Annotated in this window: 15 protein-coding genes; 9 read left to right on the top strand and 6 right to left on the bottom strand. The window is 63.8% G+C overall.

Annotated elements, in window-relative coordinates; translation table 11 throughout:
* Positions 1–129 precede the first annotated feature (129 nt).
* From JZ792_RS42550 to JZ792_RS00175, 5 genes are all read left to right on the top strand, one after another.
* Positions 130–264 carry a hypothetical protein gene (locus JZ792_RS42550; protein WP_256461318.1) on the top strand — a complete coding sequence of 45 codons (135 nt, stop codon included), beginning with the start codon at positions 130–132 and terminating at the stop codon, positions 262–264.
* A 454-nt stretch (positions 265–718) separates the two neighbouring features.
* A complete protein-coding gene (locus tag JZ792_RS00190) occupies positions 719–1,984 on the top strand; it encodes a PucR family transcriptional regulator (protein WP_216905446.1) in 1,266 nt (421 codons plus the stop codon).
* 198 nt (positions 1,985–2,182) lie between these two features.
* On the top strand, positions 2,183–2,671 hold the full coding sequence (locus tag JZ792_RS00185) for a hypothetical protein (RefSeq protein ID WP_216905444.1): 489 nt from the start codon (positions 2,183–2,185) through the stop codon (positions 2,669–2,671).
* A gap of 98 nt (positions 2,672–2,769) precedes the next feature.
* The gene (locus tag JZ792_RS00180) at positions 2,770–4,029 is read left to right on the top strand and encodes a sensor domain-containing diguanylate cyclase (protein ID WP_254189062.1); all 1,260 of its coding nucleotides are present in this window, start codon (positions 2,770–2,772) and stop codon (positions 4,027–4,029) included.
* 248 nt (positions 4,030–4,277) lie between these two features.
* Positions 4,278–4,448, top strand: a complete 171-nt coding sequence (locus JZ792_RS00175; protein ID WP_216905442.1) for a hypothetical protein — start codon at positions 4,278–4,280, stop codon at positions 4,446–4,448.
* Between the two features lie 162 nt (positions 4,449–4,610).
* On the opposite strand, the gene JZ792_RS00170 is transcribed toward JZ792_RS00175, so the two are convergent.
* The gene (locus tag JZ792_RS00170) at positions 4,611–5,111 is read right to left on the bottom strand and encodes an SRPBCC family protein (protein ID WP_216905441.1); all 501 of its coding nucleotides are present in this window, start codon (positions 5,109–5,111) and stop codon (positions 4,611–4,613) included.
* A 123-nt stretch (positions 5,112–5,234) separates the two neighbouring features.
* Positions 5,235–6,608, bottom strand: coding sequence for a PucR family transcriptional regulator (locus tag JZ792_RS42850; RefSeq protein WP_498044233.1), 1,374 nt, complete (start codon positions 6,606–6,608; stop codon positions 5,235–5,237).
* Positions 6,609–7,033: 425 nt separating this feature from the next.
* Here JZ792_RS42850 and JZ792_RS00160 point away from each other — a divergent pair, with 425 nt between their 5' ends.
* Positions 7,034–8,365: a lipase family protein gene (locus JZ792_RS00160; protein ID WP_216905439.1), complete on the top strand. Its 1,332-nt coding sequence runs from the start codon at positions 7,034–7,036 to the stop codon at positions 8,363–8,365.
* A gap of 171 nt (positions 8,366–8,536) precedes the next feature.
* Positions 8,537–9,094 carry a TetR/AcrR family transcriptional regulator gene (locus JZ792_RS00155; protein ID WP_216905438.1) on the top strand — a complete coding sequence of 186 codons (558 nt, stop codon included), beginning with the start codon at positions 8,537–8,539 and terminating at the stop codon, positions 9,092–9,094.
* Here JZ792_RS00155 and JZ792_RS00150 read toward each other — a convergent pair.
* Both JZ792_RS00150 and JZ792_RS00145 read right to left on the bottom strand, forming a co-directional pair.
* On the bottom strand, positions 9,075–9,524 hold the full coding sequence (locus JZ792_RS00150; protein WP_216905436.1) for a hypothetical protein: 450 nt from the start codon (positions 9,522–9,524) through the stop codon (positions 9,075–9,077). The two genes, JZ792_RS00155 and JZ792_RS00150, sit on opposite strands and share 20 nt — an antisense overlap.
* Positions 9,521–9,919, bottom strand: coding sequence for a hypothetical protein (locus JZ792_RS00145; protein ID WP_216905434.1), 399 nt, complete (start codon positions 9,917–9,919; stop codon positions 9,521–9,523). The genes JZ792_RS00150 and JZ792_RS00145 overlap by 4 nt, the downstream gene beginning before the upstream one ends.
* A gap of 238 nt (positions 9,920–10,157) precedes the next feature.
* Between JZ792_RS00145 and JZ792_RS00140 the strand changes: the two genes are divergently transcribed.
* Positions 10,158–11,117, top strand: a complete 960-nt coding sequence (locus JZ792_RS00140; protein WP_216905432.1) for a hypothetical protein — start codon at positions 10,158–10,160, stop codon at positions 11,115–11,117.
* 839 nt (positions 11,118–11,956) lie between these two features.
* The gene (locus JZ792_RS00135) at positions 11,957–12,499 is read left to right on the top strand and encodes a hypothetical protein (protein WP_216905431.1); all 543 of its coding nucleotides are present in this window, start codon (positions 11,957–11,959) and stop codon (positions 12,497–12,499) included.
* 330 nt (positions 12,500–12,829) lie between these two features.
* Here JZ792_RS00135 and JZ792_RS00130 read toward each other — a convergent pair whose 3' ends face one another.
* Both JZ792_RS00130 and JZ792_RS00125 read right to left on the bottom strand, forming a co-directional pair.
* Positions 12,830–13,108 (bottom strand): hypothetical protein, encoded by a 279-nt coding sequence (locus JZ792_RS00130; protein WP_216905429.1) that lies wholly within the window; start codon positions 13,106–13,108, stop codon positions 12,830–12,832.
* A gap of 507 nt (positions 13,109–13,615) precedes the next feature.
* Positions 13,616–13,960 carry a hypothetical protein gene (locus JZ792_RS00125; protein WP_216905427.1) on the bottom strand — a complete coding sequence of 115 codons (345 nt, stop codon included), beginning with the start codon at positions 13,958–13,960 and terminating at the stop codon, positions 13,616–13,618.
* Positions 13,961–14,114: the final 154 nt, after the last annotated feature.

Here is a 14,114-nt window from a genome sequence, read left to right as displayed (position 1 = left end):
GCCGGACGATGCAATATGTCCACGTCCTGCAACACACGGCTGTTGCTGCTCGCTACGCACCCATGCCATCGGCCCCGCGATGACCACCGATCAGCAGGCCGTGATCATGGTCCTCACGGCGGAGCCACGATGGCCAAGGGCGCCGTCGAGCAACTACCCGACAACCCGGTCACCCGATTCGCGCGTGCGATGTTCACCGACCACACTCGCGAAGCAGCCGCGATGTCCCCGCTACTCGAAGGCCGACAAAGCTCACCGCCCTGAAATACGCTGTCCTTCTGCACTTTCCATCCTTCCCATGCGGGGACCGTGGGGACAATCGGTTCTCGCTGCGCGCCGACGGGTGACAGGTCATGACAGCGGCGGCCACGGGTCTCTATTGACTCGCCGGGGTGACGTCAAGCACACTACGGTGACACCGGAGCAATTTCTCCGGTAAGTGACCGGAGAGACCTACACGCGCCCGTCTGTTCTCAGATTCGACATAGCGCTCAGGACGCGTATAGATCCTGGTCACAAGATTTTGGCAATCTCCATAGGAAGGTGGCCCTCGTCGGCGAGGGCAACAACTCATGACATCGACGTCTTCGAATCGTGCGCCGCGGACCTCCGCCGAGACGATTTCCGGAACAGGCCGATCGCGGCCTGTATCGACCTCTCGGGGCGGCAGCAGGAAGGCCTTATTCGTCGCTGTCGGGGGGCCGAGGAAGACCTGATCATGGCGACCTCGACATCGATGAACACCATTGAGGGCGTCTCGCGGAACTGCGTCGTCATCGCCGGGAGGCCTGCCTCGGCACCGCTGCGCGAAGTCCGGGACCTCACACGGCACATGGTCGAATCCGTCGTCGAAGACCTCGCGCCGTTCGCGCCGGTCGACAGCGATACTTTCGCTCGCGATGTCGGCACCGGCACCAGGGTGTGCTTCGAGTTGGTCGCGACCATGCTCGACGGTGCGGACCTGCCGCAGGATCGGGAACGACTGCACAGCACGGCCGCGGCGTGGGCACGGCGTGGCATCCCGATCGCCACCATCAACAACGCGGTGAGCAAGGGCATGGCAATGGTGTTCGACCTCATCGCGGCGTGCGCGAATGCGGAGGACAACGCCGGACTGCTCGCGTTGGGGCGCCGGTTCCTGGCCATCACCGAGCAGATCACTTCCACTATCGCGCGAGCCTACGTCAGTGAACTTCAGGTCGACTTCGGCGCGCATCACACGTCACGGCATGCGCTGACCTCTGCACTGCTGGCCGGACACAACACCTCCGCATTGGCAGGTCACTGTGAAATTCCCGTGGCCGAAACATACTCGGTGATGGCGCTGGACCTGCCCGAGTATCCTGGTCGACTGCCCGCCCGTCCCGATAGCGCGGTCACCGCCCAGCAGGTATTACGTCGAGTCGAGAGCGAACTCGCTCACCAATGCGGTGAACAAGTCCTCAGCTCGCTCGACACAGGCGGGGGAACGGTGCTGGTCCCGGCTGCCCACCGATGGGCAGCGGATCTGAATGGCCTGGTCACCAGGCTCTCACGGGCCGGGCAGATCAATATCCGTGCCACGATCGTTCGCTCGCAGGCAGACACGATTCCGGAGGCGGCTCACCGCGCGCACGAACTACTCGACGTCGTGCGCCGTTTGGGGTTCGGTGGGGTGCACCGCTTCGAAGACCTCGCGGTCGAATACCAACTCACCCGTCCCGGTCCCGCTCGGGATCACCTCGAAACGGCACTGGACGCCCTCGATGATCACCCCGATCTCCTGCACACCCTGTGTGTTCACATCGGCAACAAGCTGCAACGCAAACGCACCGCCGGCGACCTGCGCGTTCATGCCAACACCGTCGATCACCGACTCAAACGCATCGGACAACTGATCGGGCGGGATCCAAGTGAACCGGACGGGCAATGGCGCATCCGCGCGGCCCTGGTAGCCCGCAGCTACCGAACAGCGATGCCCGTCACCGATCGGTCCTCGACGTGAAACTTCCCGAATTCCACTGTCCCACCACAGTTGACGCGTTTCATGATTCGACTGCCCGACGAAATCCTTCTCCGCAACGATGGGAAAGCCATGGCGACGCCGTCCGTTGAATCCGTCGACTACTCGCAACCTCCACGCCTCTCCGCACAGTGGCAACTATCCGAGAACGATCGATCCGGTCTCCGGTATCGATTCGTCGTGATCGCCGCCGATGCCGCCGACGCGGCGCGTTGCGCGGGCGGATGGGTGTTCGATCGCACGGCCGCGGGGTGGGAGGTCGTCGCACTGGTCGCGGACTACACCGATATCCGTCCATTGCAGGTTGTCGGGGCGAAAGTGCTCGATCTCGAACAAACCCTCGCCCGGCCCCCTCACCACGCCGAGCCCGCGGCAGTTGTGGTTTCCGCCGAGATCTATCGCGGCAACGACCGTGTTCGCGCGCGAATCCTGCAATGCCTAGAACTCGGCACCGAAGTGTCCCTGTGGGGCAAGGACCTGCCGCCCGAACTCGAAGACAGGATGCATTCGGCTCGCCACCGGGTCAGTGTGGCCGCGCGGGCATTCAAAGCGCACGCACTGACCAGATCCGGATACCCCGTTCCAGCGATCGGCCACGTCGAGGAATTCCGGACAGGCACCGCCGCGACAAGGCTGAAAAATGGAGTCGGCCTGGCTCCTGACATCTGACCGTTTCATCGACCAGGACCGCAATGCCCTCCCATTTCCGCGCGCGATCGCGTGGCATCTCGACAACGAACACCGGTGATCGCAGTACGACTGCGCCCTTGGCACAGTCCTGGTGGCAGGCCTTGTCCGACGCGATGGCGTTGCCGATCCCCAACGAATCGGGACATGTCCTGGTACATGGCCTGGTAATCGATCTACTCGTCGCGTTGGACGCCGAGGAGTTCGACGCGACCGTCGGCTACCGTGTCGGAGCGACCCTGTCGGAGGCGCGGCTATCCGATCACCGGGTACCGGCTATCTCCGCGCGTGTACTGGCCGGCCTCATCGGCTACAGCATCCGACCCGATGCGTCGGTCCGCTTCGCCACCCTCGTCTGCGCGCTCGGTCAGGGCTTTCAGCATCGCGAGGACATGATGCGCACCGGGCGCACGGATCCGACCGGACACGATCTCGGCATGGGCCGGGACGCGCGATTTCGGGTGTTGTTCGACAGCGCGATTGTCGCAGTCGCCTTCGGCGATATCGAAGGAAACATCCTCGATGCCAATCGCGCCTTGGCCGACATGATCGGCACCTCGGTCGAACACCTGCGCGGGATATCGGTCTTCGACTTCGCTCACCCCGACGACCGCGACGAGATCAGCGCCCTGGTCTACGAGCAACTCGTTCCAGCGCGACAAGGCTCGGTCACCCTGCGTCATCGCCTGCTGCGTACCGACGGCACCATCGGACGGGTGGCGTTCGTGGTCACCTACATCCGAGGCACCGGTCCGCAACCGGACTACTTGGGGGCTGTCGGCGCGGACGTCAGCGAGTGGTACGACCTCGAGGACGACCTACATCGACAGGCACGACACGATCCACTGACCGGTCTGCCCAACCGTCGCTACCTCATCGAGCAGATCAGCTCTCTGACCGCCGCTCATACATTCGAAAATGACTTGCTCGGAATATGTTTCGCCGATATCGACCACTTCAAGGAAATCAACGATCGCTACGGTCACGATACCGGCGACAAAGTCCTCGTCGCCGTCGCAGCCGGGCTGCGTGACCTCGGTAGGGAATACGGCTGCTTCGTCTCTCGCCTGGGTGGCGACGAATTCGTCGCATTGATCGGGCCTCCCGCTGACACGGACCAGGTCAGCCTCATCGCACACCGTCTGTCGACGGCGTTCTCGACCGCGATCACCATCAACGGTCACCGGTTGACGGTCTCGGTCAGCGTCGGCGCGGTCGTGACACGATTCGCGGACACCCCGGCCGAATTTTTGCTCCGCACAGCGGATTCCAGTCTCCACGAGGCCAAGACGCACGGAAGAGGGCGTTGGGTCCTTCACAGTCACGCGGTTGGTTCCTGATCTGTTCGGGCGAACCTGAGCCATCATCGGCCGACAATCTCCGCTGAAACCAACGCCCTGGTGACGAAGTTCTGGCCCATATCAGTCCGGCGCACAGCGGCTTGATGATCATGGGTCGCTCAGTGCGTCGGCGACAGCTTCGACGAGTAGCGCGCGCATGGTGTTCCAGCTCGAGCCGAGTGCGGCGAGTTCGCCGACGGCCATGCCCCCAACCGGAATTTCGCCACCGCCTCGCGCAGCCCGTGCCTGTGGCAGCACCGACGTGCGGCGCCACGATCCGCCGCACGTCGGTGCCAGCCCGGACCACCGACCGGTTGAACGAGGTGGCCGCCGAGATCCGGTCCCGGGCACGGGTCCAGGTGATCACGTTGCCGGTGGATCTCAACGACCGTGAGCAGACCCGCGGTCAGATCACATGAGCAGAAGCCACCGCGGGGCCGATCGATCTGCTGGTCATCCGCGCCTGTTCGAACGCATTGCGCGCCGCGGCGACCTGGCCGCGCCGTTCCGCCTCATGGCCGACAAACGCAGCACCACAGAAGCAGCCGGCCACTGAATTTCGCCTCGATGCGTGCAGTCACCTATCGCCGCCGAGCGACGGTGCGGCCGGTGACAGCTCGCAACAGTCGAACACGACCGCTCCAACGCGTGGGTGCGCGCACGGTGCCGGTGAGTGCGCGCTCGGCGTTGTCGAGGCAGTCCTCCACGCAGGCGTCGTGCAGCCCGCGGAACACGAGGGGCCAGCTCAGCCGCATCGGCCCTCGCGGTCGCGCGGCCAGCAGGTGGCGGACCAGTGAACCGTCGTCCGCCTCGGTCACCGTGAACTCGTGGAAACCGTCGAGACCGCGCGGGCCGGTGAATCGGAACCGGATCCGCTGTCCCGGCTGATACTCCTCGACGGTGTACCGAATCGGACCGTGACCACCGATCGCGCCAACGGACAGAGGCCGATCGAATCGCATGGCGGGCCATTTCTCCTTGGGCCACAACCGATCTCCACTGCCAGCCAAGCCGTCGAGCAACACCCCGGCCTCGGCTGCCGACGCCGGCAGACGCCGCTCATGCACATTGATCACAGCCATTTCCCACTCCAATCTAGAGCAATCCTTCTAGATTGATCACTCTAGATCAAGGCGCGGAGGACGTCGACGCCCGGGAGTCGGTAGCGCCGGATCGACAGCCGGGTCAGCGCACATAGTGCGCGGCTATCCGGTGCGCACCGTCGCGTCGGCTCCGAATTCGCACGTCGAACTCACGGGGCGTGGCGGGTATGTCCGCGCGATCAGCGCGGACCGTAGCGTCCATTGACCATCGGCGCGAGCGGGATCGAGTCCGGTGATCACCGCGATGCGCTTGAGGCGGTGGTCGATGGTGTTGGGGTGTATATAGAGTCGGCGCGCAGTGCTCTGGCGGTTCTGATCGTTGAGCAGGTAAGCGGTGAGCGTCTCGAGCAGCAGCGGGTGGGCCATCAGGGGCTCGATTCGGCTCGCGAGGGAGTCCCTGACCACCCCCGGCCGGGTGAGCTGGTACTCGGCGGCCAGTTCGTCGAATCGGTACAGCCTGGTTTCGGCCTCCGCGAACAGGGCGCGTTGCAGTCGATTCGCGACGTCGACCATGTGGTGCAGTATTTGCGACATCTCCGGAATCTCGTCGACCGCTACTTCGAGGTGTACCGAGGTGATCACCGCACCCGCCGCTTCGGCGACAGCTTCGATGAGCGATGTCAACCGATCCGAGGACAGCGCGCTGCTCGGAACAAGGATCGTCCCGCCGCTGACACTCAGCACGGACATGACGTCGTTGCCACACCTGACAGCGAGTTCGGAGCGGATTCGCCGAATCGCCTGCCGCGATACGGCGCGGTCACCGACGCTGTCGTCGGTTGTTGCGGAAACAGGCGCCATGGACACCGCCAGCAGGTGATAGCGATCGGCGATCGACAAGCCGTACTCGCGTGCCATCGCCGCGGTCGCCCGACCGTTCATCAATGCCGTGGTGAGTGCGTGCACCGCGTTGGGGCGTTCACCCGCCACCACACGGTATTCACGAAGGTATGCCATCGTCACCGTGGTGGTCATCAGGTCGAGCAGATCCACGGTGCGCGCCCCGATGTCCACACATTCGGCGACCGCGGCGAGTCCGGATTGGTTCGCCACGAGTTCGTGAGCCATCTTGGAACCCTCGTGCAGAGCATGCAGGATGACATCGACGGGCACGCCGTCGCGGGCCCACTGCGTGGCAGTGGATTCCAATTGCGCTACTTCGTGCTCGGTTGGTGTGCCACGGCCGTCGAGAATCGTGGTGGCGATGCGCAGGCAGTTGACGGTCACTGCGGTGATGTCGCCGCATAGCGCGTCGCCGGGCAGTGTCAGGCATTTCGCGATGGTTTGTTTGAAGTGTCTCACCATCTCCTCGGCGAGAGACTCGGTGTCGCGCAGAGACGTTGCCGCGGGCCCGAATGGGCTTGCGGTACTGGAGAAATAGGATTTCTCGGCCGGCTTCGCCGCCCCCGCAGCCGACACCGCGACGAGTGGACCCCGTCCGCGCACCGGCCCGTGCGTACCAGTGCGGTCGCGCATATCCATCGACAACTCCTCTTCGAGTCGTGTGGCTCCATGGGACCACACTGCAACCGGACGATAGAGTCCGGTTACTGGTCAGTAGTGTTCACCACATCGCCCGAACGGTCAAGATGAGATTTCCCCCGCGCCGGTCGAATACATCGACGCCATCCAGTCGCCGACGTACGCGACCCCCGCAAATACCTACCGCGGTGGCGGTGGCGGCGCCCATCGGGAGCGCGGCTCGAAAATGCTGGTGGCGTCGAGTATTTCGCGACCGAGATCAGCACATGCCTTGACGGCGCCGATGCCGTGCGCAACACTGCTGGCTGACAACCGGACGATTCAGTCCGGTACGGGTGCGCTCTTCGGTCGAAATCATCTCGGCATCGAGCAACTCTGGTCACGAACTCATCGGGGAGTTGTCAATGGAACGAAAGATCATGCCAGCGTTCGATTATGGACGGTGGTCCCTGACCGGGCGCGTGGCGGTGGCGGTTTCGTTCGCTGCCGTGGCGATACTGTCCGGGGCGAGTGGTCGGATTCCCGAGGCAGCGGCGGCGCCGGTGCCTGTGAGCGCGTTCTACACCCCACCCGTCCAGATCCCCGACACACCGGGTGCCGTCATCAAGACCCAGCCGATGAGTATTTTCGCGACGGTGCCGGGCGTCGAGGGTTGGCCCGGCAAGGCCCAGCAGGTCATGTATACCTCCCGCCTACAGGACGGCTCACCGGTCGCGGTGTCGGGCACATTCATCGACGCGACGGGCCCGTGGCAGGGGGCAGGCCCGCGCCCGACGGTGGTCATCGGACCGGGAACCGCCGGCCAGGGTGATCAGTGCGCGATGTCGGTGGCCTTTGCTACCGGGTTGACGTTCAATTTCGCACCGGCCTTCTCCACGTCCGCCAATCAGGAGTTGCCGTCCTCGGCGGTGTGGAGCGCGTTGGGCGCACGGGTGCTCGTCACCGACTACATCGGTTTGGGCACCCCGGGAATCCATACCTTCGCCAATCGCATAGAAGGCGCGCACGCGGTCCTCGACGGTGCCCGCGCGGCCAACAACCTCGCCGGTGTCGGCCCGGAAACCCCACTCGTGCTGTGGGGATACTCCCAAGGCGGTGGCGCGGTCGGCGCCGCCGCGGAGATGGCAGCGGACTACGCACCCGAACTCAACCTCAAGGGCACCTGGGCCGGCGGCCCGACGGCGGACCTGGCCGCGATCCTCGAACGTATCGACGGTGCACTGATCGGCGGCGCCATCGGATTCGCGATCAACGGACTGCTGGCCCGCTACCCCGCACTCGACACCGCACTGAACCGAGTCATCACCCCGGCCGGACGCGCGATGCTGAACACCCTGAGCGAGGAATGCGTCGGCGACATCATCTTCCGTCAACCGTTCCTCAGGACCAGCTCACTGACCTACGACGGGCGGCCACTGACCACCCACCTGCACGAACTGCCCGAAGCGGCACCGGTACTAGCGGAAATGAAGATGGGGCAATCCGCACCGAGATCCCCGGTATTCGTCACCAGCGGCTTCAACGACGACACCGTTCCCTACAACCAGGCGCGCCAATTGGCAGACGACTGGTGCGCTCGAGGCGCCACGATCACCTTCCGCACCAACGACCTGCCCCCGATCCTGCCCAGCACCACCATCCCCGGCCACTTCGGACCCGAACTCATCGACGGATTCGGACCGAACAACGCCATCGTCTACCTCCTCGAACGCCTCGCCGACGAACCGGTCACCGGCTGCACCTTCAACTGACCTCTTGCCGCACCAACCCTGAAGCGCTGAGGAGTTCGCGCAGTCGACCACCCCGTCCGACCACGGCCGACAAATGGTCGTATTTCCACGGCCCAGGTACGCCATGGCTCTACCTTCTCTTGCGGAGCTACCCGGTGAATCGCCACCGACTCACCGGGTAGAGTCGGTACCGTGAGTACTGCGAGTCGCGTCAATCGGGGACGCGCCGCCGCAGCCCAGAACCGCACCGCGATCCTCGCCGCAGCGCGTGCCGTCTTCGCCGAACACGGTCGGACCGCATCCATGACCTTGATCGCACAAACCGCAGGCGTCGGACAGGGCAGTCTGTATCGGCACTTCCCTACCCGCAGCCAGTTGATCCACGCGGTCTATGAAGGCAACATCGCAGAACTCGAGGCTTTGGCCCAGCAAGACGTTTCCACCGTCGACGACATCCTCGAAGCCCTCTACCACCAACTCACCCTCTCCGCCGCATTCATCGCTGTACTCGACTCTGCCGACACCTCCGACAGGCACCTGGCATCGATCAGGGGAAGACTGCGGAATCTTCTGTCGGACAAGCTCTCTGATCGCCGACAGCGTGGACGACTACGCGAGGAGATCACCACCGACGACGTCTACATAACGCTCGGCATGCTGGCCGCACTACTGCACCAGGTACTACCACACCAGCGTCGCGGAACTGCTGAACACGCGTGGGGTCTGCTGCTCAATGCCCTGTACCGCTAGCGCTGCCCCGGATATCCTCGCCGCCATCCGGAGGGTGAGTCGCCTGTACACCGGCACGAAGGCATTGCGCCGGTACCGTCGATCGGTCACGTTCCACGGTTCCCGTGGAGACAAGGGCTTCGAGCCCCCGCAGGATCTTGACCCTGCTGCGCCACAACACGGTGTCTCGCGCGGCAACCTGGGCGGGGATGTCGGAACGGATGAGAAACGTCCACTGCGCCTCGCGCGGGTGGGAAATGACCGGCCCGCCTCCGTGCTGGCGGCGGTCCAGATCCATTTTCACCATCTGCGCCAACTCGGCCGGTAGCTGGATCGCCCACAGCAAACCAGCACGCACACTGATCCGTCCGGTGTTCGGGTCCACGGTCGCGGGGAGGTGGCACATCTGGCGGTAGTACTCACAGCGGGACCGTGGGGTGTCAGCGGTCATGACGGCTCTGACTGTTGTCGGGCGTGGGCGATGTCGTCGATGGCGTTGATGCGCGCGGTGAGTTCGGCAACCGAATCCGCAGGGGCCCGACCTCTGTAGGCGGCGACGTCATCGCTGGTCAACAGTTCGTCGGCTTCCAGCTTGGTCAAGAGCTGGGCGAACTCTTCGATGCTGGGCACGTGGCGGCCATGCCATCGGAGCCAGCCGCGCGCACCATCGGCAGGTTCGGGCGGTGACGAGCCTTCGTCCTCGAGCTGAACCAACCGGATCGCATTCCACTCGTCGCGACGAGGTTTCCATCCCAATGACATCCGTCCCGTTGCCGCTCCTCGAACTCCGTCGTCGCGCGTTCTTGCTCGCGGCAACGCGCTCCTGACCAGGAAGGGATCAGTCATGCCGGGAGACTCCCATATCCGAACGACCGAAAGCAGCACTGATAGACGTCTGCTTTCAGCGCGGGAATCACTCACCGACTGACGCGCATCGGAGTCTAACAACGAGTTATGTGGGTCGGCAATCATCTAGCTCTGAGGAGCTGTGCGGCAACCCCCCGGCGCTCAAAAGCGAAGGCGCGCATAGCGGTGTCGTATCCGAGACCGGCACTTCGTCGCGGTGGTGGCTACTCTCACTTCCATGAGATTGCCGAGCGCCTGGATCTGTATCGACGTCATCGGCACGGCGCAGCACGGCGAGATCATGGTGCATACCGTCGGCGAGAAGCGGGTGTCGCGGTCACTTCGGCGCGTCGGCGCCAAGCTGGGTTTCGATCACGGCGGTCAAGCCCTGTTCACCTCACTCGTCAGCGAGGCCCTCGAGGCCACCTCTCGGGTCGATCGCGCCAAGAGTGAAGGCGACCTCGAATTCCACACCAAATGGGTCATCGCCCCGGATCAAGTGGCGGTCGCCCTGGTGGTGTGGCTTGCCCCTGCCCCCGTGGCACCGCGACCTATCTACAACGCCTGGATCCTGGATCTGCAACGGATCACGACTCGCTCCGCCGGTGACAACCTCGCCATCATCGGCGACGGTCGCATAGAAGGCGAGGAGCGACCCATCCGCGACCTGTTGACAAACGCAAATGTCGACGACACCCCGAACTTTCTCGCGCTGTACTGGGATGCGCTGCGAGGCGACCCCGGACTGCTCGCCGAGGCGTACTGGACGATCCGTTCTCCTGAGCGCTGGGTGCACTTCTGGAGCGCCGCGCGCGTACCTACATACCCGACTTCGGTGGCAGAACGACAGATAGTGCACGGCATCAGTGTCGAGATCGCACACCGCGATGTCGTATCCACGATGTCGACGATGGTCGCTTTCACGGAGTCGACGCTGTTGATCGTCGACGCCGATGCTCTCTTCCCGGTGACCACAACCGGCAAGCTCGCACCGCTCGAGGAGCGCCACATCAAGGATATCCTGGACCAACTCGACCTCCCGGACACCGCGGCCCTCGCACACGCTCCTGTCGAACAGCCGATCACTATCGAGGGCAGCGTATTCCGCTGCACCGCATTCGCTTTGCCGACTGTGCAGCAACGCCTCACAGTCAAACCAGTCGCGATTCTGCTCAAGCCGGAACAATCAACCCGATGAACCGCGGCGGGAAACGATCTCGGCCAGGTCGATGAAGCTCGCACATCAGGACGAGTCCTGCGGACCCTGTGCGCACCACAGCGCCACTTGGCCGACGACCTCCACCGCGACGTGAGACCATGCCGCCCCGAGCGCCCGCCGTAGACCCTTCAGATCGTCCTTGTCGTTGCGGAAGGCACTGCGGCTGTTGAAACTTCAGCCGCAGTGCGGCTCAGGCGCGTGGCCGGGTGCGGAAACGGACGCAGTACCGATCCCTGCACAACCTCCGGTGTGATTCCGCATCTTCCCAGACGAGAGGTCGCCATCGCCAGTGGGTGCTCGCAAGGGTCCATCAGTGTCACTGATGGACTGGTGACAGGGTAGGTCGCCCGCTGTACGAAGTAGCCCGTGCACGGCCCCGATGTCCAGATGCTCTGCGGTGATGCGACGGTTGCACTGGGCAAGTACATGCGTTGTGGGACAACACCATACGAAATTGTGTTGAAACCCAGCACCCACCGGTCGTAGATGCGGAGCAGAGCAGGCGAATACGGTCGTGACCCGTCCAACTCGGCACTTGTGATCCGCTCGTCCATTCGGCTACGCCATGCGCGCGCAAAACTATCCCAACGGGCTGTCTGCTTCCAGCTCAGGACTCGCTCACCGACCGGCACGCCCCGATCATATGCAAGATCACCCCGCTCGAACGTCCGAGCTGTCGGTAGGCAACTGATCAGCATCCGACGGGTCCGGAAATCGACAGTGTGATCTCGGCGGGCACCCCTCGGCGCGGGCTCGCGATTGTGCCAACATGAGGAGATAGTTCGCAGTGACAATGATCCGCAGTGGCAGGGGGAACGATGAATCTCGATCGGACGAGCAGCCCCAATATCGCTCGGCTGGAGTTCTGTCCGGACCTGCGGCCCGAGGATCTGAACATCTTCCTGGAGCGAATCCGCGCGGGAATGCCGCAGCAGCTGTGGAAGCTCATTGCCCCCTACACGGCGGTTCCTCGTGCATACGACCCTTCGTCTTATGGCGTGGCGGAGCCGATGGAGTCGGAAACGACCTCCGGGCCGTGGGTGTGTGAGGTTCATGCGCCGGTTCCGTGGCATCGAATCATTCCTGACCTCGACTCGATCGAGCTCACCAACACCCGCATGACCCTCGAGAACCTGGCCGCGGTGTGGGATCTGTTGCGCGACAACGGCCATCGGCCTTCGATCGCGGTCAATCTGGCGCCTTCCCGGATCGGCGAGACGTGGCTGATCGAGGTCGTGGCTGTGGTGGCGGACGGCGATGTCGATCGAACGCTGGCCGCTGATGTGTCCATGTTGCTGTGCGGACAATTCGCGGTTATCCAGGCGCCCCCGATCGGCGCGATCTGGCGCTGCCACGACTGACTGCTACTGCGGTGGCCAGCTATCGGTGATTCCGCCGCGACAGCGCGGGCGATCGCCGATGATAGTCGCGGGTATTCCGGAGCCGTCGTATGTGCTCATTGGACATATCGGTCCAGATCATGGCGCCGTCAGTGCGAGCATGCACGTGGTGACCACACCCCGAGCCGTACACAATCGTTCGGCCACCACATCGGACGCGGTCACAATCGATCCCGCTACTTTGGTGGACCCGACCACTGGGTCGCGGATCTGTTCGGCCAACAGCACATTGACATGTCGCCACAGTACGCGCTGACCTACCCGGTAGGTCTCGAGCAGCACGTTCAGTTCCTACCCGCGCTCGGCGACCGTCCTTGCCCCGTCGACGGCCTCGAGCGGTGGCCGGATATCCAACGTCGTGCGTCCGATGGTCGACATCAGTCCGAGCCAGTGCGCGCGGGCACTGGTGCGGACCTCACCGTGCAACTCGGCATCGCCGAAGAACTGCGGAAACTCCTCCACCATCGCCCGGTCGACCGAGAGCAGCACCCGCTCGGTCTCCTCCTGCCCACGCATCCGCTCGGCGAAATCAGCCAGCCACGACTGCACGATCGTGCGGTCAACACTCACCACGACAACTCCCCAGAAATCCGCCGACAGATATCGCGCACCGTGACTCGTCGCATGGGCTGATACTCGTTTTCGAAACCGGGGCCGCCACCAGCAACAGATTTCGCCGCTACTGCTGGGCGAGTTGCTCTCATGTCCGACGACGAGGCGACCGACACAATTCTTCGACAGTCCCACTCGAAAAGCGGCAGTGTCGACGCTGTGACGGTTGCACTACAGACCCGCGTGCCGGGGCGGTGGGCGATGGACCGAAGTGCACAACCCCTGGAGTGGGCTTTGCGGCACTGCTGCCCCGACCAGGAGCCCGCCGTATCCGCCCCATCTGCCGCCTCGTCGGTGTAGGCGGGGTGAACAGTACGTCATTGCGCCCGATACTGATATGTGACATCGGTTTCAGCGGCGGGATCTTGTAGCGAGTACGGCGGGCTCGAACGAGGGTAGGCGTCGGCGAGTCTCGCGGATGCGCACGACAGTAGCGGCGTAGGCCACTTGCGATCACGGCTGGACCTATTTTCTGCTGTCCGGGGCGCGGCCTGTGTGCACGAGCGTTCGTAACGCCGAGGACTTCCGAGGACAGTGTTCAAGGCGGCAGAACTGATGAATCTCCATCTCATGATGAGCCTCGGCAACCGTGAACGCGGACTCAGGCGCCTCGTGACCGACATTTGCCTGCGAGATCTCAATCGGGAGGAATGACGTTGATACAGAATCGTTTTCCTCGTCCGGGTCGGCAACACGGTGCCGATCGGGATTGTCCGGGTTTCCCACCGCGAGGTACATGACGCCCACGAGAACCACCACGGCAACCGCGCCGGCTCCACCGATGATCAACCACGACAGCCACCACACCATCGTTCACCTCTCAATCCTTTCTCCCCGACAACGAGGCCCGACAGCAACCGCGACGATGTCCAGCCGGTTCTCCGCGGGGACGATCCGGGCCGTCCACAGGGGTCGAACGCGGAGCCGTGGCATCGATGGGTCTGCATCGAGTAGGTGATAGCGG

It is taken from the genome of Nocardia noduli (assembly GCF_019038455.1).
In the GTDB taxonomy this organism is placed as follows: domain Bacteria; phylum Actinomycetota; class Actinomycetes; order Mycobacteriales; family Mycobacteriaceae; genus Nocardia; species Nocardia noduli.
The sequence above is the reverse complement of the archived record's forward strand: the minus strand, read 5'-3'. Positions and strand labels throughout refer to the sequence as shown.